Source organism: Micromonospora sp. NPDC005171 (assembly GCF_040608575.1).
Classification (GTDB): Bacteria; Actinomycetota; Actinomycetes; order Mycobacteriales; family Micromonosporaceae; genus Micromonospora.
Genome location: NZ_JBEXIM010000002.1, coordinates 393,446 through 417,646, shown reverse-complemented (window position 1 = coordinate 417,646; position 24,201 = coordinate 393,446). Strand labels below are relative to the sequence as shown.

General features: G+C 71.1%; 23 protein-coding genes. 16 read left to right on the top strand and 7 right to left on the bottom strand.

Annotated features, from left to right (window positions below):
* Positions 1-22: 22 nt before the first annotated feature.
* Both ABZU74_RS05905 and ABZU74_RS05900 read left to right on the top strand, forming a co-directional pair.
* Positions 23-541 (top strand): hotdog domain-containing protein, encoded by a 519-nt coding sequence (locus ABZU74_RS05905; protein WP_030337966.1) that lies wholly within the window; start codon positions 23-25, stop codon positions 539-541.
* 143 nt (positions 542-684) lie between these two features.
* Positions 685-2,694 (top strand): acetoacetate--CoA ligase, encoded by a 2,010-nt coding sequence (locus ABZU74_RS05900; RefSeq protein ID WP_355418936.1) that lies wholly within the window; start codon positions 685-687, stop codon positions 2,692-2,694.
* 139 nt (positions 2,695-2,833) lie between these two features.
* Here the strand turns inward: ABZU74_RS05900 and ABZU74_RS05895 are convergent, their stop codons facing one another.
* Positions 2,834-3,523 carry a TIGR03089 family protein gene (locus ABZU74_RS05895; protein ID WP_355418934.1) on the bottom strand — a complete coding sequence of 230 codons (690 nt, stop codon included), beginning with the start codon at positions 3,521-3,523 and terminating at the stop codon, positions 2,834-2,836.
* A gap of 154 nt (positions 3,524-3,677) precedes the next feature.
* On the opposite strand from ABZU74_RS05895, the gene ABZU74_RS05890 reads away from it, so the two are divergent.
* Positions 3,678-4,823: a glycosyltransferase family 1 protein gene (locus ABZU74_RS05890; protein ID WP_355418932.1), complete on the top strand. Its 1,146-nt coding sequence runs from the start codon at positions 3,678-3,680 to the stop codon at positions 4,821-4,823.
* A 63-nt stretch (positions 4,824-4,886) separates the two neighbouring features.
* Positions 4,887-5,978: a sugar phosphate nucleotidyltransferase gene (locus ABZU74_RS05885; RefSeq protein WP_355418930.1), complete on the top strand. Its 1,092-nt coding sequence runs from the start codon at positions 4,887-4,889 to the stop codon at positions 5,976-5,978.
* Here ABZU74_RS05885 and ABZU74_RS05880 read toward each other — a convergent pair.
* Entirely contained in the window at positions 5,947-6,564 is a 618-nt protein-coding gene (locus tag ABZU74_RS05880; protein WP_355418928.1) for an NUDIX hydrolase, read from the bottom strand. The two genes, ABZU74_RS05885 and ABZU74_RS05880, sit on opposite strands and share 32 nt — an antisense overlap.
* A 39-nt stretch (positions 6,565-6,603) precedes the next feature.
* On the opposite strand from ABZU74_RS05880, the gene ABZU74_RS05875 reads away from it, so the two are divergent.
* Both ABZU74_RS05875 and ABZU74_RS05870 read left to right on the top strand, forming a co-directional pair.
* Complete coding sequence (locus ABZU74_RS05875; RefSeq protein WP_355418926.1) at positions 6,604-7,650, top strand: hypothetical protein; 1,047 nt, start codon at positions 6,604-6,606, stop codon at positions 7,648-7,650.
* Between the two features lie 280 nt (positions 7,651-7,930).
* Positions 7,931-8,929 carry a winged helix-turn-helix domain-containing protein gene (locus tag ABZU74_RS05870; RefSeq protein WP_355418924.1) on the top strand — a complete coding sequence of 333 codons (999 nt, stop codon included), beginning with the start codon at positions 7,931-7,933 and terminating at the stop codon, positions 8,927-8,929.
* Positions 8,930-9,076: 147 nt separating this feature from the next.
* Here ABZU74_RS05870 and ABZU74_RS05865 read toward each other — a convergent pair whose 3' ends face one another.
* Both ABZU74_RS05865 and cofD read right to left on the bottom strand, forming a co-directional pair.
* Positions 9,077-10,162, bottom strand: coding sequence for a coenzyme F420-0:L-glutamate ligase (locus tag ABZU74_RS05865; RefSeq protein ID WP_355418922.1), 1,086 nt, complete (start codon positions 10,160-10,162; stop codon positions 9,077-9,079).
* Positions 10,159-11,106 carry a 2-phospho-L-lactate transferase gene (gene cofD, locus ABZU74_RS05860; protein WP_355418920.1) on the bottom strand — a complete coding sequence of 316 codons (948 nt, stop codon included), beginning with the start codon at positions 11,104-11,106 and terminating at the stop codon, positions 10,159-10,161. The genes ABZU74_RS05865 and cofD overlap by 4 nt, the downstream gene beginning before the upstream one ends.
* 97 nt (positions 11,107-11,203) lie before the next feature.
* Between cofD and ABZU74_RS05855 the strand changes: the two genes are divergently transcribed.
* The 6 genes from ABZU74_RS05855 to ABZU74_RS05830 all read left to right on the top strand — a co-directional run bounded on the left by ABZU74_RS05855 (position 11,204) and on the right by ABZU74_RS05830 (position 18,123).
* Positions 11,204-12,094, top strand: a complete 891-nt coding sequence (locus ABZU74_RS05855; RefSeq protein WP_355418918.1) for a hypothetical protein — start codon at positions 11,204-11,206, stop codon at positions 12,092-12,094.
* 533 nt (positions 12,095-12,627) lie between these two features.
* The gene (locus ABZU74_RS05850) at positions 12,628-15,171 is read left to right on the top strand and encodes a bifunctional FO biosynthesis protein CofGH (RefSeq protein ID WP_355418916.1); all 2,544 of its coding nucleotides are present in this window, start codon (positions 12,628-12,630) and stop codon (positions 15,169-15,171) included.
* Between the two features lie 162 nt (positions 15,172-15,333).
* Entirely contained in the window at positions 15,334-15,612 is a 279-nt protein-coding gene (locus tag ABZU74_RS05845; RefSeq protein WP_355418914.1) for a hypothetical protein, read from the top strand.
* A 50-nt stretch (positions 15,613-15,662) separates the two neighbouring features.
* A complete protein-coding gene (locus tag ABZU74_RS05840) occupies positions 15,663-17,057 on the top strand; it encodes a DUF4331 domain-containing protein (protein ID WP_355418912.1) in 1,395 nt (464 codons plus the stop codon).
* 20 nt (positions 17,058-17,077) lie between these two features.
* Positions 17,078-17,407: a phospholipase gene (locus tag ABZU74_RS05835; RefSeq protein ID WP_355418910.1), complete on the top strand. Its 330-nt coding sequence runs from the start codon at positions 17,078-17,080 to the stop codon at positions 17,405-17,407.
* Between the two features lie 458 nt (positions 17,408-17,865).
* Positions 17,866-18,123, top strand: a complete 258-nt coding sequence (locus ABZU74_RS05830) for a WhiB family transcriptional regulator (protein WP_007455784.1) — start codon at positions 17,866-17,868, stop codon at positions 18,121-18,123.
* A 115-nt stretch (positions 18,124-18,238) separates the two neighbouring features.
* On the opposite strand, the gene ABZU74_RS05825 is transcribed toward ABZU74_RS05830, so the two are convergent.
* Positions 18,239-18,688, bottom strand: a complete 450-nt coding sequence (locus ABZU74_RS05825) for a metallopeptidase family protein (protein WP_074316962.1) — start codon at positions 18,686-18,688, stop codon at positions 18,239-18,241.
* 153 nt (positions 18,689-18,841) lie between these two features.
* Between ABZU74_RS05825 and ABZU74_RS05820 the strand changes: the two genes are divergently transcribed.
* Positions 18,842-19,210 carry a DUF3499 domain-containing protein gene (locus tag ABZU74_RS05820; protein ID WP_091394110.1) on the top strand — a complete coding sequence of 123 codons (369 nt, stop codon included), beginning with the start codon at positions 18,842-18,844 and terminating at the stop codon, positions 19,208-19,210.
* Positions 19,211-19,380: 170 nt separating this feature from the next.
* Here ABZU74_RS05820 and ABZU74_RS05815 read toward each other — a convergent pair whose 3' ends face one another.
* Positions 19,381-20,727 carry an aspartate aminotransferase family protein gene (locus ABZU74_RS05815; RefSeq protein WP_355418907.1) on the bottom strand — a complete coding sequence of 449 codons (1,347 nt, stop codon included), beginning with the start codon at positions 20,725-20,727 and terminating at the stop codon, positions 19,381-19,383.
* Between the two features lie 529 nt (positions 20,728-21,256).
* Between ABZU74_RS05815 and ABZU74_RS05810 the strand changes: the two genes are divergently transcribed.
* Both ABZU74_RS05810 and ABZU74_RS05805 read left to right on the top strand, forming a co-directional pair.
* Positions 21,257-22,000, top strand: coding sequence for a Scr1 family TA system antitoxin-like transcriptional regulator (locus tag ABZU74_RS05810; RefSeq protein WP_355419147.1), 744 nt, complete (start codon positions 21,257-21,259; stop codon positions 21,998-22,000).
* A complete protein-coding gene (locus tag ABZU74_RS05805; protein ID WP_355418905.1) occupies positions 21,991-22,203 on the top strand; it encodes a DUF397 domain-containing protein in 213 nt (70 codons plus the stop codon). The genes ABZU74_RS05810 and ABZU74_RS05805 overlap by 10 nt, the downstream gene beginning before the upstream one ends.
* Positions 22,204-22,285: 82 nt before the next feature.
* On the opposite strand, the gene ABZU74_RS05800 is transcribed toward ABZU74_RS05805, so the two are convergent.
* A complete protein-coding gene (locus tag ABZU74_RS05800; RefSeq protein ID WP_238659941.1) occupies positions 22,286-22,798 on the bottom strand; it encodes an Lrp/AsnC family transcriptional regulator in 513 nt (170 codons plus the stop codon).
* Between the two features lie 213 nt (positions 22,799-23,011).
* On the opposite strand from ABZU74_RS05800, the gene ABZU74_RS05795 reads away from it, so the two are divergent.
* Complete coding sequence (locus ABZU74_RS05795; protein ID WP_355418903.1) at positions 23,012-24,196, top strand: spermidine/putrescine ABC transporter substrate-binding protein; 1,185 nt, start codon at positions 23,012-23,014, stop codon at positions 24,194-24,196.
* The last annotated feature ends 5 nt before the right edge of the window (positions 24,197-24,201 follow it).

Here is a 24,201-nt window from a genome sequence, read left to right as displayed (position 1 = left end):
CGCGCACCGTACCGTTTTCGCCATGACTGAGCACCTCTCCGCCGCTCCGAACGGCAAGCCGACGTCGTACTCGCGCGTCACTCTCAGCAAGATCATGACCGCGGTGGACGTGAACCTCTACGGCACCGTGCACGGCGGGGTTCTGATGAAGTTCGTCGACGATGTGGCCGGGGCCGCTGCCGCCCGACACAGCGGCGGAACCGCGGTGACCGCGGCGATCGACGAGATCGTCTTCTCCGAGGCGGTCCGGGTCGGCGACCTGGTGCACGCGCACGCCCAGGTCAACTGGACCGGCCAGACCTCGATGGAGGTGGGCGTGCGGGTGGTCGCCGAGCGGTGGGACTCGGCCGAGGACGCGCCGGTGCGGGTGGCCACCGCGTACCTGGTCTTCGTCGGTGTGGACGTGGGTGGGGCGCCGCGGGCGGTCCGCCCGGTGCTGCCGGAGACGGCGGAGGACGAGCGCCGGTACAAGGAGGCGGAGATCCGCCGAGCGCACCGTCTCGCCCGCCGCCGCGCCATCCAGGCTCACCGCGCTGGCTGACCCACATGAGTTGGCGGGGTGGAGTGTGGGACGGGCACGCGTCGGTTGGCCTACCCGGTGCGCAGAATGGCGCTTCGAGGTAGGGCAAGATGGCGCCACGGCCCAGTCACAGTGTCGTGTCGGGCCAGGGGGAGGGTGGAGCAGTGGGTGACATGCTGTGGACGCCGCCGGCGGACGTACGCGAGCGGTCCCGGATCGGTGCCTACCTGCGCTGGCTGCGGGAGCACCGCGGGTTGGACTTCGCCGACTACGACGCGCTGTGGCGCTGGTCCACCACCGACCTGGACGGGTTCTGGAGCTCGATCTGGGACCACTTCGAGGTGATCGCGCACACCCCGCCGACCGCCACCCTGGCCGAGCGGGGGATGCCCGGCGCGCGTTGGTTCCCCGGCGCCACGCTCAACTACGCCGAGAACGTGCTGCGGATGCCGGGGCGGGCCGACGACGATTCGGTGGTGATCTCCCACGGGCAGACCCGGGCGCCGGTCACGCTGACCGCCAGGGAGCTGCGCGAGCAGGTCCGCCGGGTGTCGGCCGGGCTGCGCCGGCTCGGCGTCACCGCCGGTGACCGGGTGGCGGCGTACGCCCCGAACATCGCTGAGACGTACGTCCTGCTGCTGGCCACCGCCAGCCTGGGCGCAATCTTCTCGTCCTGCGCGCCGGAATTCGGCACCCGTAGCGTCACCGACCGCTGGCAGCAGATCGAACCGACAGTGCTGGTCGCCGTGGACGGCTACCGGTACGGCGACAAGCCGGTGGACCGACGTGCCGAGGTGGCCGCGATCCGGGCCGCCCTGCCGTCGCTGCGACACACAGTCAGCATCGGCTACCTCGACCCGACAGCGCCCGCGCCCGAGGGCGCGCTGAGCTGGGCCGAACTGGCCGCGCCCACCGACGAGCCGTTGACGTTCACGCCGGTGCCGTTCGACCACCCGCTCTACGTCCTCTACTCCTCGGGCACCACCGGCCTGCCGAAGCCGATCGTGCACGGCCACGGCGGCATCCTGCTGGAGCACCTGAAGATGCTCGCCCTGCACCACGACCTGGGCCCGGCGGACCGGTTCTTCTGGTTCACCACCACCGGCTGGATGATGTGGAACTTCCTGGTCTCCGGCCCGGCGGTGGGTGCGGCCATCGTGCTCTTCGACGGCAACCCCGGGGTCCGGGCGGAGCCCGGCCGGCCGGCTGAGCCCGACCTCGGCGGGCTGTGGCGGTTGGCGGCGGAGACCGGGACGACGTACTTCGGCACCTCCGCGCCGTACCTGCTGGCCTGCCGCAAGGCCGGGTTGGTTCCCCGGGACGTCGCCGACCTGTCGGCGCTGCGCGGCGTGGGTTCCACCGGCGCGCCGCTGCCCGCCGAGGGCTTCCGCTGGGTGTACGAGACCGTCGGCGACCAGCTCCAGCTCCAGTCGCTCTCCGGTGGCACCGACGTGTGCACCGGTTTCGTCGGTGGGGTCCCGCTGCTGCCGGTGTACGCCGGTGAGATCGCCTGCCGGGCGTTGGGCGCCAAGGTGGAGGCCCGTTCCGCCGACGGCACCCCGGTCATCGGCGAGCTGGGCGAGTTGGTGATCACCGAACCGATGCCGAGCATGCCGGTGGGCTTCTGGAACGACCCGGACGGCACCCGCTACCGCGAGGCGTACTTCGACGTCTACCCGGGCGTCTGGCGGCACGGTGACTGGATCACCATCAACGAGCGCGGTGGCTGCGTGATCACCGGGCGTTCCGACGCCACCCTCAACCGCGGCGGGGTACGCCTCGGCACCGCCGAATTCTACTCGGTGGTGGAGGGGCTCGACGAGGTGCTCGACTCGGTGGTCGTCCACCTGGAGGACGACGAGGGCGGTGCCGGTGAGCTGCTGCTCTTCGTGGTGCTGGCCGAGGGTCTGGAGTTGGACGACCCGATGCGCGCGAAGATCTGCCGTGAACTGCGGACTGCGCTCTCACCCCGGCACGTGCCCGACGAGATCCACCAGGTGCGGTCGGTGCCTCGTACCCTCTCGGCGAAGAAGCTGGAGGTGCCGGTCAAGAAGATCCTCACCGGCACCCCTGTCGACCAGGCCGCGGCGAAGGGCGCGCTGGCCAACCCGGAGTCGCTGACAGCGTTCGCCGCCCTCGCCCAGCGCCGAGCCACGGACAGCACCCCCGCGTGACACCTCCCGCGCTGGGCTGAGGCGGTCCCGTCCCCACCCTGGTTCGCGTCCGCGCAGCAGAGCAAAGGGCGCAACAACACCTACTCGGCCCACTCGCGGGGCCGCAGACGTCGACCTCTCCCAGGGCACGGCGATTGGACTACCGCAGGGAGTGCGTGACTCTCTCGGTGGTCAGCCTGTCGGCCAGCCGGGCCGGGTCCTGGTTGGCGCAGAGGACCACCGTGGCGGCCCGGGTCAGCGGAGCCAGGAGCCAGTCGACAGGGTCGGGGTAGCGGGTGGCGTCCACGAAGATTCGCGCGCCGGGCTCGATGCCCAACTCGGTGGCGCGGGCCTCGGCGCGGCTCAGCAGGTGCGCGTCCGTGGGGCCCGGACCGGACTGCGGAGTGAAGTCGTCACCGTGCCCGCGTACCTCGACGACGTAGTCGGCGAACCCGGGCGGCACCTGCCGTAGCGGGGCAGCGAGCGGGGCCAGCCCGAGGGCGTACCGCTCGTCGGCCGACCAGGACTGGGCCTGGTCGAACTGGTCGACGGCGGCGAAGAGCACCCCCACGTCGCCAGGTGTGTCGACCACGCTCAGCTTGGCCGACCAGCAGCCCAGCAGCACCGCAGCGGTCTGCCAGTGTGGCGGCAGCAGCACCCCGGCCGGGGTGCCCGGCGCGAGGCCTACCTCGTCGACGAGAAGGTTGGCGGTCTTCGCCACCCAGTTGGCCAGGGTGGCGCCGGAAAGTTCGGTGCGGTCGCCGGTGGCGTCGTCGTACCAGGTGAGCAGCGGTCGGGTCGGGTCGGTCGCGATCGCGTCGGCGAACACCCGGGCAATGTTGTCGGCCATCGGCGCGAACGATACGCCCCTGCGGGCCGTACTCGATGACGATGACAAGTCGGCGTACCGTCGGGTCGCAGTCAGCGTCGGCCCCGCGCCCCGGCGTAGGCTTGACCCCCGGAGTGTTGTTCCCCACAGACCCGCCATTACAAGGAGTCGCCCCGTGACCGCCGGTCGCCCGCCCCGCGTGCTCATCGACGCCACGAGTGTCCCCGCCGACCGTGGTGGTGTCGGTCGATACGTCGACGGTCTGCTCGGTGCCCTCGGCAAGGTGTGCGGGTCGGGGGTGGAGCTGGCGGTGGTCAGCCTCCGCACCGATCTGGAGCGTTACACCCGCATGCTGCCCGGCGCGGAGATCATCCCCGCCCCGGCCGCCGTGGCGCACCGCCCGGCCCGGCTCGCCTGGGAGCAGACCGGCCTGCCGCTGCTCGCCCAGCAGGTCGGCGCGCACGTGCTGCACTCGCCCTTCTACACCTGCCCGCTGCGGGCCGGATGCCCGGTCACGGTCACCGTGCACGACGCGACGTTCTTCACCGAGCCGGAGCACTACGACAAGTCCCGCCGCACGTTCTTCCGCAGCGCCATCAAGACCTCGATGCGGCGCGCCAACCGGGTGATCGTGCCCAGCAAGGCCACCCGCGACGAGCTGATCCGGCTGCTCGACGCCGACCCCACCCGGATCGACGTGGCCTACCACGGCGTCGACCAGGCTGCCTTCCACGCTCCCACCGAGGAGGAGAAGGCCCGGGTACGCGCCCGTCTGGGGCTGGGCAACAGCAGCTACGTCGCCTTCCTCGGCGCCAAGGAGCCCCGCAAGAACGTGCCCAACCTGATCCGTGGGTGGGCGCGCGCGGTGGCCGACCGCGCCGACCCGCCGGCACTGGTGATCGCCGGTGGGCAGGGGCACGACGACGACATCGACCGGGCGGTGGCCGAGGTCCCGTCGCACCTGCGTCTGCTGCGCCCCGGCTACCTGCGCTACGCCGACCTGCCAGGCTTCCTCGGCGGTGCCCTGGTCGCCGCGTACCCGTCCTACGGCGAAGGGTTCGGGCTGCCGATCCTGGAGGCGATGGCGTGCGCCGCCCCGGTGCTGACCACGCCTCGGCTCTCGTTGCCCGAGGTGGGCGGCGACGCGGTCGCGTACACCTCGGAGGACCCGGAGCAGATCGCCACCGACCTGGCCGCCCTGCTCGACGACGAGCAGCGGCGGTTGTCGCTGGCGAAGGCGGGGTTCGACCGGGCCAAGGAGTTCACCTGGGAGTCCAGCGCCGAGGTGCACATCGCCGCGTGGAGTCGCGCCCGCTCCTGACCCTCCGCACCGCTGCCGGTGACCCGGGCCACTTCCGGCAGGTACGTCGGGCATGATGTGCGGATGCTCTATGCGGTCATTCCGGCAGGTGGCAGTGGCACGAGGTTGTGGCCGTTGTCCCGCGCTGGCCATCCCAAGTTCCTCCACCCGCTGACCGGTACCAGCGCCTCGCTGCTCCAGGCGACCGTGGAACGGCTCGCGCCGCTGACCACACCGGATCGGACCCTTGTGGTCACCGGTGCCGCGCACGTCACGGCGGTGGCCCGGCAGTTGACCGTGCTGCCGGAGGAGAACATCCTGGTCGAGCCCTCTCCCCGGGATTCCTGCGCGGCGATCGCGTTGGCCGCGGCAGTGATCGCGGCGCGCGACCCGAACGCGGTGATGGGCAGCTTCGCGGCCGACCACCTGATCCGCGACCCGGACAGCTGGGTCTGCACGGTGCAGGAGGCGGTCCGCGGCGCCGAGCAGGGCATGCTGATGACCGTCGGCATCACCCCGACCCGCGCGGAGACCGGCTACGGCTACCTGGAGACCGGCGATCCGACCGAGGGTGTGCCGTGGCGGCAGGTGGCCGAGTTCAAGGAGAAGCCGGCCGCCGAGGTCGCCGAGGCGTACGTCCGTTCGGGCCGGCACCTGTGGAACGCGAGCATGTTCGTGTGGCGGGTCGACGTCTTCCTCGCCGAGCTGGCCCGCCAGCAGCCGGCGATGCACGCCGGCGTCGCGGCGATCGCCGCCGCCTGGGGCACCCCGGAGCAGGACGAGGTCCTCGGCGCGATCTGGCCGACCCTGCCGAAGATCTCCGTGGACTACGCGGTGATGGAGGGCGCGGCCACGGCAGGCCGGGTCGCGACGGTGCCCGGTGACTTCGGCTGGAACGACGTCGGTGACTTCCACACCCTCGGCGACGTGTTACCGGCCGACGAGGCGAACAACGTGGTGCTCGGCACGGAGGCCAAGCCGGGCGTCCTGCTGCGGGACAGCAGCAACCTCGTGGTCGTGCCGCAGTCGGGTCGGTTGGTGGCCGTCCTCGGTCTGCGTGACCTGATCGTGGTGGACACCCCGGACGCGGTGCTGGTCTGCCCGCGCGACCGGGCGCAGGACGTCAAGTCCCTGGTCGACGAGCTCAAGGAGCGAGGCGAAGAGGGCTACGTCTGAGGGCCGCGAGGGCCGGTGCGACAAGTTGGGCGGTCCCGCCGGCCAGCGGCTCGGGCAGCTGGTCCGGTGGGAACCAGCCCAGCTCCTCGGCCTCGTCACTGACCTGCTCCACCGCCGACGGCGGGGCGAGCACCGCGAACCGGACGTCGTAGTGCGCCGAGCCGCCCTGACACTGCACCTGGTGCACGTCCACGTCGATCGGCACCGGGTCGATGCGCAGGCCGGCGATGCCGGACTCCTCGGTTGCCTCGCGGAGCGCGGCGGCGACCAGGGTCTGGTCGGTCGGCTCGCAGTGCCCGCCGAGCTGCACCCAACGCCCGAATTTGGCGTGCAGGCACAGCAGCACCCGGGAGCCGGCGGAGTCCAGCACCAGCGTGCTGGCGGTGATGTGCCCCGGGCGGTGTTGCCGGCTCATCGCCACCGGGCCGGCGGCGAGCAGCGCGAGGGTCCGGTCCCGCGCGTTGGCCGCGTCCGGGCTGGTGGGCTGCCAGCCCTCCAGCAACGCGGTGGCGTCGGCGTGCAGCGCCGCGTACGTCTCGGGGTCGGTCGTCTGGGCGCTCGGGCCGGTGATCACGGTGTCAGGCACCCCGCCACTGTACGAGCGTGTGCTCCGTACGCTGGCCCGGTGACCCTGCGACTCGTCGAATTCGTGGTAGCCGGTAACGAGGCCAGCGATCTCTTGCCGGTGCGGTCTGCGGCGTTGCTGCGCGCGTACGACGCCAGGCGGGGCTTCTGGACGGTGCTGGACGAGGGGCCGGTGGAGCGCTGCCTCGCGCTGCTGCTGGAGCGCACCGACGGCGAGTGGACGGCCCGGCACGTGCGCGCCGATGCCGGTGTGGAGAACGGACGGACCGAGGACGGTGAGGCGCTCGCCCACCACGACGGCTGGGTGTACGTCTTCGGCTCCCACTTCGGCTCGAAGGCTGGCCCGCTGCGACCTCGGCGGGCCTTCGTGGCCCGGTTCCGCGAGGACGACGCGGCAGTCGGGCCGGTGCCGGTGCACGTGGTGCGCAACTCGTTCCGACTGCACCGGGCGGTGAACGACGCCCTCGCCGCGTCGCCGTTGACACTTCTGCCGGCGGGGGACCGGGTGCGGGAACGGTTCATCGTGGAGACGCTGGCGCGGGGGACCGTCCGGGAGAAGAGCTGGGTGAGCCGGCTGACCCCGGACGACCTGCCGTTGAACGTGGAGGCGGCGGCCTTCACCCCGGCCGGGACGGTGCTGCTCGGGCTGCGTTTCCCGGTCACCGACGCCGGTGAGCCGATCCTGGTCGAGGTGGCCGGTGTGCCGGGCATGTTCACTGCCGAGCCGGCGTGGCCGCAGGCGTTGGGCGCGTACGTGTTGACCGGTGTCACCCCGCCCGGGCAGCTGACCGGCTTCCGCGCGATCACCCCGACGGTGGACGGCGGGTACGCGGCCGTGATCGGCTCGATCGACGCGCTGGGCAAGGGGTCGGTCCTGCTCGACGACCATCCGGGTGGGGGCGAGGTCACCTCCCGGCACGTCCGCTTCCGGCTTCCCGGCGGCGCGGCGGGCGACGAGCGTCGACTCGTCGGGGAGGAAGTGGCGGACATGGCGCCGTTCCACCACGTCGAGGGGGTGGCGGAGCTGGACGGGCGGCCGTTCTACGTCACCGACGAGGACCATCGGGTCGCGCTCTGGGTCGGCTGAGTCGGCGCCGGGGGGGCGGATGACCGGACGGCACCTCCGCGGAGCAAGGGCCGCAGACCCTCGTGGTGCCGTCCGATCACCGGGGCCTCCCCGGTCCCGGTGCCCCGGCAGCGCGGGCGTCCAGGACGCGCGGTGCCGTGTTCGGGCATGGGAAGCATGCCGAACCGGCTGCGGAGGCGTCGAGGTTTTTCAGTCCAGGCTTAAAGATGGAGATTACTGCCGGCCAGGTAGAGTCGAACGGTCGTCCGGCATCCCCCTGCCGGCGACACGGGAGCGCTCCATGCTGAAGATCCACTTTTCTGGGGAGGACATCCTCCGGACCCGGGTGGCGCCGGCGGCGGACCCGGTCTGGGAGCTGGTCCTCAGCCTGCACGTGCTGCGCGGCCGCACCCGCGACCCGTTGACGGCCAACTGGCGGCGCAGCGTGGCCCGGGATCTGCGCCAGGACGCCGCCTCCGAGCAGCTGCGTCTGCTCTTCGCGTTGAACCCACCACGCGGTTACTTCCCCGACTTCCTCACCCCGTACGCCAGCGTCGAGGGCTTCGAGGCCGGGCTGGACGCGCTCCGCCGTACGCCCGCCGAGTTGCTGCACCGCGACCTGAGCGTGCTGGCCGCCGAGAATCAGCTGCCCTCCTCGGCGGCCGCGCTGGCCCGGGGAGAGGTGTCGGCGCTGCACCACCTGGCCGCCTCGATGGAGCAGTACCGGGCGCTGGCGATCAGCCCGTACTGGAGTCGGATCCAGGCCGCGGTGGCGGCGGACCGCGCCCGGCGGGCGCGGGCGCTGCTCGACGACGGTGTCGAGGGCCTGCTCGCGAGCCTCCGGCCGGCCATGCGCTGGGAGAGCGGGGTGCTGGAGGTCCGGAGTTATCCGCACAGCCGGGAGCTGCACCTGGACGGCCGGGGGTTGCTGCTGGTGCCGTCGTTCTTCTGCGCGGCCACCCCTGTCGCACTGCTCGACCCGGCGCTGCCACCGGTGCTGGTCTACCCGGTGGACCGGCTGGGCGCGCTGGTGTCGCCCGACGCCAACGGCGGGCCCGCGTCCGGTGCTGCCCGCGAGTCACTCGCCGCGCTGCTGGGCCGCACCAGGGCGGCGGTGTTGCAGGCCAGCGACGAGGGCTGCACCACCGGCGAGGTCGCCCGCCAGCTCAACATCTCACCCGCGGCGGCGAGCCAGCACGCCACTGTGCTGCGTAACGCTGGCCTGCTGGTCAGCCACCGCGAACGCAATAGCGTGCTGCACACGTTGACCCCGCTGGGCCGGGCCATGCTGGACGCGTGACCCGGCCGTTCCGGCACCGGACGGGCGCGGCGTCCTCGGGGTTCAGCGCGCTCCCCGGCCTTCCGGGTGAGTGCAGCGCTCGCCGGGCTTCCGGGCCTGGGCTTCAGCTCGCTCCCGGGCTTCCGGGCGAGGGCGGCGCTCGCCGGGCTACAGGGCGAGCGCGGCGCTCGCCGGGCTGCCGGGCGGTGGCGGCAACAGGGTCGACCCGACGCCCTCGGCGGCCAGGGCGACGCGCAGCCGGTGCAGGTCGGCGCCGAAGCGGACCAGCCCGATCGGCTCGACGGGCGTCGGGGCCGAGCCGAGCAGCAGGGCGGCGCCCTCCGGCCACCCGGGCATCTCGGCGACCAGACCGGCGCGTACCTCGGCCTCGTCGACCAGGGTGAAAACCGTGCCGGGGGCGACCACCCCGGCGACCGCGTCGATCGCCCGTCGCACCGCGCCCAGGTCGGCAGGTGTCGGGCCGGGACCGTCGGCCAGGGTGGCGGCGTCGGACAGCCCGGCGGCGCGGGCCTCGGCGGTACCGAGCGAGAACAGGTCCTGTGCCGCGTCACGGATCAGCGCCCGCGCGCCGCCAGCGTCATCGGCGTCGGTGGCGGGCAGGTAACCCCGCACCACCGCGACCGGGACCTGATCGCACTTGCCCTTGATCAGCTCGCCGGCGCCCGCCAGCTCGTCCACCACTGCCATCTGGGTCAACTGCAACTCGTTGCCGTACGGGTCGACCTCGCCCCGGTGGTCGCGGATGGCGGGCATTCCGGCCACGCCGAGCGCCACGTCGGTGAGCCCGTTGCGCCAGGGCCGGCCCATCGTGTCGCTGATGATCACGGCCAGGTCCAGGTCGTAGCGTTCCCGCAGCGCGTCCCGCAGCGCCCGCGCCGAGGCGTCTGGGTCGACGGGCAGCAGCACCAGTTGGGTCTTGTCCACGTTCGACGCGTCGATCCCCGCCGAGGCCATCACGAAGCCGTGATGGGTCTGCACGATCCGGGTCGCCCCCCGGCTGGCGACCACCCGGGCGGTCTCACCGGCCAGGACCTCGTCCCGTGCGGCCAGCCGTTCCGGCCCGTCCGCCGGCACGTCGACCAGCCGCCCCTCCGCCTTGGAAACGATCTTGCTGGTCACCACCAGCACGTCGCCGTTGCGCAGCCACGGCGCCGCGGTCGCGATCACCGCGGCCAGGTCGTCGCCCTCGGTCACGTGGCCGATGCCGAGCACCGGCAGAATCTCCAGCCTCACGTCAACTCCACCGCGGCGCGGACCATAGCCGCCGTCGCCGCCTCGTCGGTCATCCGCAGCGGCACCGCGCGGACCGTCACCTCGGGCACCACAGTGCCCGCGTCCTCCTCGGCAACCAGCCAACCGTCGAGCAGACCGCCGCTGGCCCGGCCGCCGTAGAGGCCACCCACCCCCGCCGCGCTGCACTCGACACCGAGCACGGCCAGACAGCGGTCGGCCATCCCCCGCACCGGCGCGCCGCCGATGATCGGGGAGACACCCACCACTGGCGCCGCGCCGTCCGCCACGGCCTCACGCAGCCCCGGTACGGCCAGCACCGGCGCGACGCTCACCACCGGGTTGCTCGGCGCGATCAGCACCAGGTCGGCCGAGGCGATCGCGTCCAGCACCCCCGGTGCCGGCTTCGCCGTCTCCGCGCCGACGAACACGAACCGCTGAGTGGGGATGTCGGCCCGGAACCGCACCCACCACTCCTGGAAGTGGATCGCCCGCTGACCCTGGTCGTCCTCGACCACGGCATGGGTCTCCAGACGGTCGTCCGTCGCCGGCAACAGGCGCACGCCCGGCTCCCAGCGGCTGGCCAGCGCCTCGGTGACCGCGCTCAACGGGTAACCGCCGTTGAGCATGGTGCTGCGGACCAGGTGGGTGGCGATGTCCTTGTCACCAAGGCCGAACCAGGTCGGCTGTGCCCCGTACGCGGCCAACTCCTGCTTGACCGTCCAACTCTCGCCGACCCGACCCCAGCCCCGTTCCGGGTCGGCGCCCCCGCCGAGCGTGTACATCACGCTGTCCAGGTCGGGGCAGATCTTCAACCCGTGCAACCACAGGTCGTCGCCGACGTTGACCACGGCGGTCACCTCCGCGCCGACGTCACGGGCGTACGCCCGGACCCCGAGCAGGAAGCGGGCGCCGCCGATGCCGCCGGCCAGAACCACGATGCGCATGTCGACCATCCTCGCGCACGTGACGCCTCCGATCCGTCGGTGGCCCGGGAGACTAGGCTCACGTCGCCCTGTCCGTTCATGCCCCGAGGGGGAGCTCGTGACCAGCCCCGCCGAGCCCGCGTCCGCTGACGCGACGCAGGCCCGCCAGCTGACCAAGCCACTACGGGAGCTCGCCGCGCTCGCGTTGCTGGGTGCCAACGCCGTGTTCCTCTTCGTGGGCCTGCTCCGGCTCATCGCCCCGAACGACTACAGCTCCTTCACCGATCGGGCGGGCAGCGCCTTCTACGCGTTCATCGGGGTGGAGGCGGTGGGTCTCCCACTGCTGGCGGTGCTGCTGGCCACGCACATCTCGCCGGTGCTGGCGAAGGCGAAGCTGATCACGCAGGCAGCTGTCGTCGAGTACGCGGTCAGCGCCCTGTTCGGCACGCTGACCATGCTGATCTGGACGGTGGGCCGGTTGGCCGAGGCCGAGGTGCTCGACGCGCTGCTCGGTGTGCTCACCCGGTTCGCCTGGATGGTGATCTTCGCGATCGCCGCGTGGGTGGTCTACACCATCTGGCGCGCCCACTACTACGTGCCGCGACCCAAGCCCCAGCCGGGCGTCTATGGCCAGCCGCAGCCGGGCTGGCCGCAGCCGCAGGGCGGTTGGCCGGCCCCGGGCCAGTCGGGTGGTTACCCGCAGGCTGGCCAGTACGGCCAGCCGTCGCCGCCGTTCCAGGCCCCGCAGTCGTCCCCGCCGTTTCCGCAGTCCGCGCCGCCGTTCCAGGCCGCGCCGCCGGCGAACCCCGCCCCGCAGTCGGCGCCGTCGTCCCCGGCCACGCCCCCGCCCGCCGCGCCGCCGTTCGGGCAGCCGCCGTCGGCCGACCCCACCCAGGCGATCCCGCGCCAGTCCGCCGACCCGACCGAGGTCATCTCCCACCCCACCGAGCCGGACGCCGACCGCACCCAACACATCAAGCCCAACGACCACCCCGACCAGCCCCGCTGAGTCCGCCACGATCAGCAGCCCCGCGCGGTTGGTGACGAGGCCGGTTCACGTTCGGCCGGTGGGCAGCGCGCGACCCCGCCGTGGGCCATCGCCAACGGCGCGGACCGCGGGTCGGCACTGGGTGAGCGCGACCCAGCCGTGGGCCATCGCCAACGGCGCGGACCGCGGTCGGCGTCTCCCGCTCGTCGACTTTCGGGGTCGCGAGCGCCGACCCGATCGGCAGACCCGGGGCCCGGGACGGGCGTGAGAGGGGCTGGCATCGGAGCTAACGGAAATTGTCCAAGATTGCCAGCTGTGGGGCGAAGCGGCCTGGGGCGCGGCGATCGCACGGTGCCGGGTAAGCGGGGGGATGGGCGGAAGCCGTCGCCGACCACGACTTCCATCATCGATGAGGTCGGGCAGGAGACGAATGGCCGCCGGCGGGCTCAGCTACGTCCCGTCGCGGTAGGCGCTGCCGTGCTCGTTCAGTGCCGTTTCCCACGGTGCGGGCCGGGACTGGTTGGGTGGCGTCGCACTGCGCATAGGGTGAGTGGATGGTTGATCGCACCCAATCCGGCCCGAGCGATGCGAGCGTGCGGCGGGCCCTGGGCCGGGCCGCGAACGGGCGGGCGCTGGACGTCGACGAGGCGACCGCGCTGCTCTCCGCCCGAGCAGATGCGCTCGACGAACTGCTCCGGATCGCCGGTGGGGTCCGCGACGCCGGGCTGCGGGACGCCGGGCGGCCGGGTGTGGTCACGTACTCCAAGAAGGTCTTCATCCCGCTGACCCGGCTCTGCCGGGACCGCTGCCACTACTGCACCTTCGCGACAGTGCCGCATCGGCTGCCGGCGCCGTTCCTGGATCGCGACGAGGTGCTGGCCATCGCCCGGGCCGGCGCCGCGCAGGGTTGCAAGGAGGCGCTGTTCACCCTGGGTGACCGGCCGGAGGAACGCTGGCCGGCGGCCCGGACCTGGTTGGACGAACGCGGTTACGACTCGACCCTTGACTACCTGCGGGCCTGTGCGGTCGCGGTGCTGGAGGAGACGGGTCTGCTGCCGCACCTCAACCCCGGGGTGCTGTCCTGGTCGGAGCTGCAACGGCTCAAGCCGGTCGCGCCGAGCATGGGCATGATGCTGGAGACGACCGCTACCCGGCTCTGGTCCGAGCCGGGTGGCCCGCACTTCGGCTCACCGGACAAGGAGCCGGCGGTCCGGTTGCGGGTGCTCGAGGACGCCGGCCGGGTCGGGGTGCCGTTCACCACCGGCATCCTGATCGGCATCGGGGAGACCCCGGCGGAGCGGGTGGACGCGCTGTTCGCGATCCGCCGCGCCCACCGGGAGTACGGCCACCTCCAGGAGGTGATCGTGCAGAACTTCCGCGCCAAGCCGGACACGGCGATGCGCGGCATGCCGGACGCGGAGTTGCACGACCTGGCCGCCACTGTGGCGGTGGCCCGGCTGCTGCTCGGCCCGAAGGCCCGGATCCAGGCCCCGCCGAATCTCATCGCCGGCGAGTACGACCTGCTGCTGCGCGCCGGCATCGACGACTGGGGCGGCGTCTCCCCGCTCACCCCCGACCATGTCAACCCGGAGCGTCCCTGGCCGCAGATCGAGGAGTTGGCCCGGCACACCGAGTTGGCCGGGTTCACGTTGCGGGAGCGGCTGACGATCTACCCGGAGTACGTGCGCGCGGGCGACCCGTGGCTCGACCCACGGCTGTTGCCGCACGTCGGTGCCCTGGCCGACCCGGCGACGGGCATGGCGGTCGAGTCGGCGATGCCGCAGGGGCGTCCGTGGCAGGAACCGGAGGAGCTGTTCGGCGGGCGGGTCGACCTGCACGCCACCATCGACACCACCGGCCGCACCGACGACCGGCGCGGCGACTTCGACAGCGTCTACGGCGACTGGTCCGAGGTCGCCGGCAAGGTCACCCCGGAGGCGACCGCCCGCCGGGTGGGCGTACCCGTGGCACCGGCCGGGAGTGGCGCGGACCGTGACCTGACGGCCGGGCTGCGGCTCGCCGCCGACGATCCGGCGGCGTTGCTCGACCCCGGGCACACCGACGCCGCGCTGGCGCTGTTCGGCGCGGACGGGCCGGCGCTCGACGAGTTGTGCCGCCTCGCCGACGACGTGCGCCGTGACGTGGTCGGCGACGACGTCACCTACGTGGTCAACCGCAACATCAACTTCAGCAACGTCTGCTACGTGGGCTGCCGCTTCTGTGCCTTCGCGCAGCGTGAGCGAGACGCCGACGCGTACCGGCTCTCCGTCGAGCAGGTCGCGGACCGGGCCGAGCAGGCGTGGGCGGCCGGCGCCAGCGAGGTGTGCCTCCAGGGCGGCATCGACCCGAAGATGCCGGTCACCGGGTACGCCGACATCGTGCGCGCCATCAAGGCCCGGGTGCCCGAGATGCACGTGCACGCGTTCTCGCCCATGGAGATCGTCACCGCTGCCGCGAAGGCCGGGGTGCCGGTCCGTGAGTGGCTGCTGCAACTGCGCGAGGCCGGGCTGGACACCATCCCGGGCACCGCCGCCGAGATCCTCGACGACGACGTGCGCTGGGTGCTGACCAAGGGCAAACTCCCGGCCGCCGCCTGGGTCGAGGTGGTCAGCACCGCCCACGAGCTGGGCATCCGGTCCAGCTCCACGATGATGTACGGCCACGTCGACCACCCTGGGCAGTGGCTGGCGCACTTCCGGGTGCTGGCCGGGGTGCAGGACCGCACGGGCGGGTTCACCGAGTTCGTGGCGCTGCCGTTCGTGCACACGAATGCTCCGATCTATCTGGCGGGTATCGCCCGACCGGGGCCGACCTGGCGGGAGAACCGGGTGGTGCACGCCATGTCCCGGTTGCTGCTGCACGGCCGGATCGACAACATCCAGTGCTCGTGGGTGAAGCTCGGTGACGAGGGCACAGTCGCGATGCTCCAGGGTGGCTGCAACGACCTTGGCGGCACGCTGATGGAGGAGACGATCTCCCGGATGGCCGGCTCCGACAACGGGTCGGCGCGTACCGAGGAGCAGTTGCGGGCCATCGCGAAGGCAGCCGGTCGGCCGGCGCGCAAGCGAACGACTGCGTACGGTCACGTTCGGCCCTGACGTCGAACCTTTCCCCGCCACCGGCCGTACCACGCGGTGCCGGTGGCGGTCGCGGCGAGGACCGCCGCCGGTGTCCCCTCAGGGGCCCGGCGGCGTCGTGAGACGGCACCGGACCCGTCCGTCTCCGCGGGCGCGCTCGCGCCACCGCCGGAAAGGTTGCCCATGACCAGTGATCAGCGGAAGCGGCAGTGGCCGCGACTGACCCGCCGGCAGACGTTGACCGCCGCGGCCAGCGCCACTCTCGGTGCCGCGGCGCTCACCGTGCCGGGCCTGTCGGCCGCGCAGAACGCCCCCGGCGCGGCCGGTCGAGCCGACGAACCGATCGTCGTGCACCTGCGTCACGCCGACTCGGGAACGATGGACGTCTTCGTCGGTGAGACGCGGATCGAGGTACGCGACCGCGGCCTGGCGGACCGGTTGCGACGCGCCGCCCGGCGCTGACCCGACCGCTCGTCCCGCCATCAGTCCCCGCCCAGTGAGGTTGGTCCGCCATGTCTTCCCACCGCGAGGCCCCGGAGATAGCCAAGGATCCGGTCGCCGACAGCTCCGACCTGTACGCGTTCGTCAGCCCCGACACACGCGACACGGTCACGTTGATCGCCAACTACGTGCCGTTGCAGCTTCCTTCCGGGGGCCCGAACTTCTTCGAGTTCGGCGACGACGTGCGGTACGAGATCCATATCGACAACGACGGCGACGGTCGTCCGGATGTCACCTACCGGTTCGAATTCACCACCGAGATCACTAATCCGAATAGTTTTCTCTACAACACCGGTCCGATCGATTCGCTGGACAGCAGGAACTGGAACCGGCGGCAGTTCTACAGCCTGACCCGGGTGGCCGACGGCCGCGAGCACCGGCTGGCGCACAAGCTGCAGTGCCCGCCGTGCAACGTCGGCCAACTGTCCACCCCGAAGTACGCGGACCTGGTGCGGCAGGCCAGCTACTCGCTCTCCACCGGGGAGCGGGTCTTCGCCGGGCAGCGCGCCGACGGGTTCTTCGTCGACCTCGGGGCGATCTTCGACCTTGGCACGCTGCGGCCGTTCCAGCAGCTGCACGTCGCCGGGAAGAAGATCTTCAAGGCCGAGGGGGAGCCGGTCAACGCCACTGACCGGATGAATGTGCACAGCATCGCGGTGCAGGTGCCGCTGGAGCGGGTGCGTCGGCGCGCCAACCGGTACGGTGCCGGCGACCGGGCATCGGTGATCGGGGTGTGGACGTCGGCGTCGCGCCGGCAGGTGCGGGTGCTCGGCGACCGGGGTGGGGCGGACACCGCCACCGGCCCGTTCACCCAGGTCTCGCGGTTGGGTAATCCACTGTTCAACGAGGTCATCGTGCCGATGTCCAAGAAGGACCTGTGGAACTCGCTGCCGCCGTCGGAGGACAAGCGGTTCGCTCAGTTCGTCGAGCAGCCGGAGCTGGCCGCGTTGCTGCCGGCGCTCTACCCGGACGTCTTCCCCAACCTGGACAAGCTCACCAAGGCCAGGAAGGCCCGAGCCGACCTGGTGGCGATCCTGCTCACCGGTGTGCCGGCCGGGCTGATCGACGGCTTCACCAACGCCACCGGCGACGTGCAGGCCGACATGCTGCGACTGAACACCGCGATCCCGCCGACCAGGCGTCCGGACCGGTTCGGGGTGCTCGGCGGCGACCTGGCCGGGTTCCCGAACGGGCGGCGGGTCGGTGACGACGTGGTCAGCATCGCGTTGCGGGCGATCGCCGGGGTCACCGTCCCGCTTGTGGACAAGACGTTCCAACCGGACGCGGCGGCCGCCGCGGTCACCCCGGGGCTGAGCGCCGCCGACGTGACCGCGCCGTTCCTCGGGAACTTCCCCTACCTGGGTACGCCGTACGACGGGTTCAACAACCCGCCGGCGGGGTCCTGATCGGCGCGGGGAGCGAGCGGATGCACGAACACGCGTACGGGCCGTCGGAGACCGGGAGTGTCGTCCTCGATCTGGGCGGCGACACCGGCGCCCTGATCGTTTACACGGGTCGGGATCTGCACGGTCGGGAGATCGAGATCAGTCGCGCCGATGATCGACGGGTCCACTCGGCGGTGCGCGAGCGTCGGGTGCGGGACGGCTCGTTGCACAGCGCGGTCTATCCGGATTTGCCGAGCGGAATTTATACCGTCTGGTGGGACGATCGTACGCCCGCCGGGACGATCTCTGTCCATGGTGGAGAGATAGCCGAGTTTGCCTGGCCGAGCAGCGGTTCTGGGGTCGCTGGCTGACCCCGACGCATCGGTTTCACCGCCGCGCCCCGTCCACATCGTGGACGGGGCGCGAGTGCTGTCCTCGGCTCGACAGGCGGTCTGCGCCGCGCCGCGTTAACCTGTCCCCCACCAAGATCAGCTTAGGGGTGGAGGTCTCTGGTGCCTTCTGGTCAGCGACTCGTCGGAGAAGCGCCACGGCAGAAAAGTCGGGCAACTCGCCGGAGAGGGCGTTACTCGGCCGGGGTCTGAATCGATAGGGCAGGTTGCGAGGCTGGACGGCCCGAGTGGCCGGCCGGGGGTGTCGGGAGGGCGACTCCATTATCAAGTTTGGCTTGACGGCGCACGCATTACACGCGTGTAATTTGAATGGGGTTGTTCGCACGGAACGCAACAAAACGGGACCGGACGGACAAGCACGCCTTTCGCGTGGGGGGTTGCAGCGGCGATGACGCCGGTGCGCGACAAGGAGGCATTTGATGGACGGCCAGCTTGAGGTGGCCGACCTGCTCGGAAACGCGCCGGAGTGGCAGGAGCGGGCGTTGTGCTCGCAGACCGACCCCGAGGCGTTCTTTCCCGAGAAGGGCGGCTCGACCCGCGAGGCGAAGCGGATCTGCTCGCGCTGCGAGGTCAAGACCGAGTGCCTTGAATACGCTCTGGGTCACGACGAGCGGTTCGGCATCTGGGGTGGGCTCTCCGAGCGGGAGCGGCGCAAGTTGAAGCGGCGGGCCGCCTGAGCGGTGCACGTCGTGGCGGTGGGGGCCCGAGCGGTGCGAGGTCGCGACGGTGGCCGCCTGAGCGGTGTGAGGTCGTGGCGGTGGGGGCCGCCCGACTCTCCGCTCGGGGGTTAGCTCAGGCGAGCTCGTCCGGGTCCACCCCGAGAAGGTTCGCCACCTGTTCGATGATCACGTCATGGACGAGATCGGCGAGGTCCTCACGGTCCATCGCCCGGAACTCCAGGGGCCGCCGGTACAGCACGATCCGCGGCGGCACCTCCTGCCGGCCCGGGCGACCGGGCAGCAGCCGGGCCAGCGGGACCTCGCCGTCCTCCAGCACATCGGAGTCGTAGACGTTCAGGTCCGGCGGGACGTCCTCGACCGCGAACTCGACCCCGGCCAGCTCCTTGGCGAACCGACGCTCCAGCGTCTCGACGGTGTCCAGAACCAGGTCGTCGAAGACCTCGGCCTTGGTCCGCGCCAGCGGCACGGTGGCCGGCACCAGCCGACCGCGCAGGCCGCGCCCGTGCCGGTCACGATGCGCACGCCGGCCGGAGCCGGGGCGGCGGTGTTCCGGACTCGTCATGAGGCAAAGGGTAGCGCCCGTGTCGGGCTGGCCAGCGGCAGCGCCGATCCCGTGGCGCGGCGCGCCCAGGGCGGTCGACTGTGATCACCATGACGGGCGTGTCGCAACGCGAAGCGATGCGCTGGACCCGGTAATGGAGATACCCTGCCGCACGTGAGGTCACCACGGCGCTGCTCCCGTAACGGCTGCCCCCGGCAAGCGGTCGCCACATTGACCTATGTCTACAACGAGTCGACAGCGGTGGTGGGGCCGCTGGCGGCGTTCGCCGAGCCGCACACGTACGACCTGTGCGAGCCGCACGCCCGCAGCCTGACCGCGCCGCGGGGCTGGGACGTCGTCCGGCACGAGGGCGAGTTCGAGCCGCCGCCGCCCACCACGGACGACCTGGTCGCGCTTGCCGAAGCGGTCCGCGAAGCCGCCCGCCCGGCCCCTCGCCCGCCGGAGCCGGACCAGAACCGCCCCGAAAACCCCCACCAGACCGGCCGCCGAGGCCACCTCCGAGTAATCCCCCCCAACCACTAAACCCGTAGCCCAACCTGGCCCGGCGGGCCCGGCTTGGTGCTCCTGCCCGGCTGGCGCCGGCTCTCCCGGCGCTCCCGCCCCCGCGCTTTCAGCGTTGATCATGAAGTTATTGCCCCGCGCCTCGGCGTGTCGTGGCAATAACTTCATGATCAACTTGGGGCTGTTGGGGGTTAGAGCTTGGTCCAGGCTTGGGTTAGGACCGTGCGGAGGATCTGCTCGATCTCGTCGAAGTGTTGCTGCTCGGCGATCAGGGGTGGGGCCAGCTGGATGACGGGGTCGCCCCGGTCGTCGGCCCGGCAGTAGAGGCCTGCCTGGAACAGGGCGGTGGAGAGGAAGCCCCGCAGCAGGCGCTCCGACTCGGCCTCGTCGAAAGTCTCCCGGGTGGTCTTGTCCTTGACCAGTTCGATCCCGTAGAAGTAGCCGTCGCCCCGGACGTCGCCGACGATCGGCAGGTCGTGCAGCTTCTCCAGGGTGGCCCGGAAGGCGTCCTCGTTGGCGCGTACATGGCCGACCAGGTCCTCGCGAGCGAAGACCTCCAGGTTGGCCAGGGCCACCGCGCAGGAGACCGGGTGACCACCGAAGGTCACCCCGTGGGCGAACATGCCGGTCTCGGTGAGGAACGGTTCCATCAACCGGTCACTGGCGATCATCGCACCGAGCGGGGCGTAGCCGGAGGTGATGCCCTTGGCGGTGGTGATGATGTCTGGCTGGTAGCCGTAGCGCACCGCGCCGAAGTACTCGCCCAACCGCCCCCACGAGCAGATCACCTCGTCCGAGACGAGCAGCACGTCGTACGCGTCGCAGATCTCCCGTACCCGCTCGAAGTAGCCGGGCGGCGGCGGGAAGCACCCGCCGGAGTTCTGCACGGGCTCCAGGAAGACCGCGGCGACCGTGTCCGGCCCCTCCCGCTCGATGGCCCGACCGATCTCGTCGGCGGCCCACCGGCCGAACGCCTCGGGGTCGTCGCCGTGCTCGGGCGCGCGGTAGAAGTTCGTGTTCGGCACCTTGATCGCGCCCGGCACCAATGGCTCGAAGTCGCTCTTGATGCCCGGCAGGCCGGTGATCGACAGGGCGCCCATGGAGGTGCCGTGGTAGGCGATGTACCGACTGATCACCTTGTACTTGTTGGGCTTCCCGGTGCGCTTGAAGTAGGCGCGGGCCAGCTTCCACGCCGCCTCGACTGCCTCGGAACCTCCGGTGGTGAAGAAGATCCGGTTGAGGTCGCCCGGGGTGAGAGCGGCGATCCGCTCGGCCAGCTCGATGGCCTTCGGGTGCGCGTACGACCAGAGCGGGAAGTAGGCCAACTCGCCTGCCTGCTTGGCGGCAGCCTCGGCCAGCTCGGTGCGGCCGTGGCCGGCGTTGACCACGAAGAGCCCGGCGAGCCCGTCCAGGTAGCGGCGACCCTGCGCGTCCCACACGTACGCTCCCTCGCCGCGCACGATGGTCGGCACCTCACCGGCGGAGTAGCTCGCCATCCGGGTGAAGTGCATCCAGAGGTGGTCGGTGGCGTTGGCCATGTCAGCCCCATTGGTCGTCGGGCCGGTCAAAGGGGTGAGGCCGGCCGCTCTGCCAACGGTTATCGCACAGTCCCGACCTCGGAAGCAAGTGTTATCGGCGGTATCACGGTCAGTTGGCGACGGATTTAGCGCACAGGCGTCACGGATGCAACGGAATCCGCACTGCTGCCGGCTGGTTGATCCACTCCGGTTCGCTGAAATCGCGGTATCCGGGCGTGGTTGATACCGCGATATTGGTGAAGTCGAGTGGATCAAGCGCGGGGGTCGGGGTCACGCGGGCCGGGTCGGGTCACGCGGGCCTTGGGACGCCGGCGGGACAGTTCGGGGGCCGTCGGGGGGCGTCCTGGATGCGCGCCAACACGTCCCACCGCAACACGCCGGTAGGTCGCAGCCACGGACACGCAGCGTGGCTATCGTCCGCCGCAACGTGCATCGAGCGACGTCGCAGCCTGCCTGCTGGGGCGGTGAGAGCTACGGCACGGAGGAGCGGCGGGAGGATCCGGTGGCGAACGAGGCGTTGCGGGTGGCGATGGCCGAGGCGGGGGAGACGGTCGAGTCGTTGGCCGAGAAGGTGCGCGTCGACCCCAAGACGGCGGCGCGGTGGCTCGCCTCGGGGCGCATCCCGCATCCGCGTACCCGGGTGGCGGTGGCCGAGGTTCTGCGCCGGGACGCGGCCGACCTCTGGCCGGAGCCGTTCCGCCGTCGTGACCTGCCGTGGTTCCGGCCGTGGGCCGAGCTGGAACAGGACGCGACCTCGCTCCGATGGTACGAGCCGCTGCTCGTGCCAGGTCTGCTTCAGACCGAGGGGTACGCCCGCGCGGTCCTGGGCACCGGTGGGCTGGTCGCACCGTCCGAGGTGGACCAGATCGTGGCGAGCCGCCTCGAACGGCAGGCGGTCCTTTGCCGCGATGCCCCACCGCAGCTCGTGGCGGTGATCGACGAGGTGGTGCTGCGCCGGCCGGTGGGCGACCGCGCCGTGATGGCCGGCCAGTTGGCTCACCTCGCGAGTGTGGCCGAGTGGGAGCACGTGCAGGTCCGAGTGATCCCAGCCGAGAGCCCGTGGCACACCGGGCTGGCCGGACCGTTCATTCTGGGGCGGCTGCCCGACGGGGCGGAATTGGCGTATCTCGACAATCAGCTCCGCGGTCAGGTCGTGACCGATCCTCTCGACGTCGCTAACCTGGGACGCAGGTGGGAGAGCGTCACCGGCGAGGCGTTCCCCCAACGACGGTCGATCGAGCTGATCAGGGAAGTGGTCACGACATGGACATGACCGACGCCCGCTGGCGCACCGCGACGCGCAGCAGCAACAACGGTGGCGCCTGCGTCGAGGTGGCCGACAACCTGCCCGGCCGGGTGCTGGTGCGCGACAGCAAGGACCGCGACGGCGGCACCCTGACCTTCGCGCCGACCGCCTGGGCGTCGTTCGTCGGCGCGGTGGGCACGGCCGGCGCGGTCCGGGCGGCAAGCCGCTGATCCACTCGGGTTCACGGAAACCGGGGCATCAGGGAGGCCCGCACACCCCGACTTCCTGAAACCCGAGTGGATCAAGGGAAGCTCAGGCCGTACCCCAGGTGTAGGTCTGCTTGCGTAGCTTGAGATAGACGAACGCCTCGGTGGAGAGCACCCCGGGCACGGCGCGCAGCCGTTGCAGGATCTCCAGCAGGTGGTCGTCGTTGCGGCAGACCACCTCGGTGAGCAGGTCGAACGAGCCGGCGGTGATCACCACGTAGTCGACTTCGTCCAGCTCGGCCAGCCGGTCCGCGACCGCCTCCAGGTCGCCGTCGGTACGCAGGCCGATCATCGCCTGCCGGTTGAAGCCGAGCTGAAGCGGATCGGTCACCGCCACGATCTGCATCACGCCGGAGTCGAGCAGCCGCTGCACCCGCTGGCGGACCGCGGCCTCGGACAGCCCTACCGCCTTGCCGATCGTCGCGTACGGGCGGCGGCCGTCCTCCTGGAGTTGCTCGATGATCTGCTTGGCCACGTCATCCAGCAGAGCGTGATTGGCGCCTTCACGGACAGCGACGCGTCGACCGCCGTTGCTGTTCTCGTGCTGCCGGTTTGTCATTGCCCGCTCCCCATATCCCGAATCGTGATGTCGCGCGTGTATCCCCGCGTAGTCTGGCGTATTTCGTCGTGCATCGCTATTCCCGCAACGGAATCCCTTGTAAGGGAGGTCACCTCATGTCAGGATCAGTCGTCAATGGCACTTGACCCTCCCGACATTCCCGCCGGCGCGCCTCCCCGTCCCGCCCGCCGACGATGACCCCTAGGAGTCGTCATGCGTACTCCCCTCCGGCCCCTCTCCCGGCGTGGACTGCTCACCGGCACTCTCGGTTCGGCCGCCCTGCTCAGCATGGGCGGCAGCCTTGCGGGCTGCGGCACCAAGGGTGCGCAGCAGACCGAAGCTGGCTGCGTCAGTGAGGACCTCTCCGGCACCGAGAAGAGACTTGCCTTCGCGAACTGGCCGCAGTACATGGACGTGGACGACAAGGACGAGTCCAAGCGGCCGAGCCTCGACGAGTTCATCACGAAGACCGGCATTCAGGTGACCTACACCGAGGACATCAACGACAACAACGAGTTCTTCGGCAAGGTGCAGAACCAGCTCGCCGCCTGCCAGAGCACCGACCGCGACATCATCGTGCTGACCGACTGGATGGCGGCCCGGATGATCCGGCTCGGCTGGATCCAGAAGCTGGACCCGACGAAGATCCCGAACGTGCAGGCCAACCTGCTTCCGTCGCTGCTCAACCGTCCCTTCGACCCCGAGAACCGGATCTCCATCCCGTGGCAGTCCGGTCTCGCCGGCCTGGCGTACAACGGCAACGTCACGAAGGAACTGCGGACGGTCGACGAACTGCTCACCCGCCCCGACCTCAAGGGCAAGGTGACCGCGCTCAGCGAGATGCGCGACACGATGGGTCTGCTGCTCGGGTCGAACGGGCACGACCCGGCGAACTTCACCGCCGCCCAGTTCGACGACGCCCTCAACAAGCTCAAGAAGGCTGTCGACTCCGGGCAGATCCGCAAGTTCACCGGCAACGACTACGCGCCAGACCTGGCCAAGGGCGACATCGCCGCGTGCATCGGCTGGTCCGGCGACGTCATCCAACTGTCTGGTGAGGACGAGAAGGTGCGCTTCGTCGCGCCGGACTCCGGCGTGATGCTCTACAGCGACAACATGATGGTCCCCAACAAGGCCACCCACAAGGGCAACGCCGAAGCCCTGATCAACTACTACTACGAGCCGGCGGTCGCGGCGAAGCTCGCCGCGTACGTGAACTACATCTGCCCGGTCAAGGGCGCCCAGGCCGAGATGGAGAAGATCGATCCGGAGTTGGCCGCCAACCCGCTGATCTTCCCGGACGAGGCGCTGCTGTCGAAGTCCAAGGTGTTCATGGCCTTGGACGAGAAGCAGGAGAAGGAGTACGAGGGCAAGTTCCAACAGATCATCGGGGCGTGACGGGG

Coding starts and splice junctions, on each gene's coding strand:
- ABZU74_RS05905 (WP_030337966.1), top strand. CDS start 23: ATGACTGAGCACCTCTCCGCCGCTCCGAACGGCAAGCCGACGTCGTAC.
- ABZU74_RS05895 (WP_355418934.1), bottom strand. CDS start 3,523: ATGGCCGACAACATTGCCCGGGTGTTCGCCGACGCGATCGCGACCGAC.
- ABZU74_RS05885 (WP_355418930.1), top strand. CDS start 4,887: ATGCTCTATGCGGTCATTCCGGCAGGTGGCAGTGGCACGAGGTTGTGG.
- ABZU74_RS05870 (WP_355418924.1), top strand. CDS start 7,931: ATGCTGAAGATCCACTTTTCTGGGGAGGACATCCTCCGGACCCGGGTG.
- cofD (WP_355418920.1), bottom strand. CDS start 11,106: ATGCGCATCGTGGTTCTGGCCGGCGGCATCGGCGGCGCCCGCTTCCTG.
- ABZU74_RS05850 (WP_355418916.1), top strand. CDS start 12,628: ATGGTTGATCGCACCCAATCCGGCCCGAGCGATGCGAGCGTGCGGCGG.
- ABZU74_RS05845 (WP_355418914.1), top strand. CDS start 15,334: ATGACCAGTGATCAGCGGAAGCGGCAGTGGCCGCGACTGACCCGCCGG.
- ABZU74_RS05840 (WP_355418912.1), top strand. CDS start 15,663: ATGTCTTCCCACCGCGAGGCCCCGGAGATAGCCAAGGATCCGGTCGCC.
- ABZU74_RS05835 (WP_355418910.1), top strand. CDS start 17,078: ATGCACGAACACGCGTACGGGCCGTCGGAGACCGGGAGTGTCGTCCTC.
- ABZU74_RS05830 (WP_007455784.1), top strand. CDS start 17,866: ATGGACGGCCAGCTTGAGGTGGCCGACCTGCTCGGAAACGCGCCGGAG.
- ABZU74_RS05825 (WP_074316962.1), bottom strand. CDS start 18,688: ATGACGAGTCCGGAACACCGCCGCCCCGGCTCCGGCCGGCGTGCGCAT.
- ABZU74_RS05815 (WP_355418907.1), bottom strand. CDS start 20,727: ATGGCCAACGCCACCGACCACCTCTGGATGCACTTCACCCGGATGGCG.
- ABZU74_RS05810 (WP_355419147.1), top strand. CDS start 21,257: ATGGCCGAGGCGGGGGAGACGGTCGAGTCGTTGGCCGAGAAGGTGCGC.
- ABZU74_RS05805 (WP_355418905.1), top strand. CDS start 21,991: ATGGACATGACCGACGCCCGCTGGCGCACCGCGACGCGCAGCAGCAAC.
- ABZU74_RS05800 (WP_238659941.1), bottom strand. CDS start 22,798: ATGACAAACCGGCAGCACGAGAACAGCAACGGCGGTCGACGCGTCGCT.
- ABZU74_RS05795 (WP_355418903.1), top strand. CDS start 23,012: ATGCGTACTCCCCTCCGGCCCCTCTCCCGGCGTGGACTGCTCACCGGC.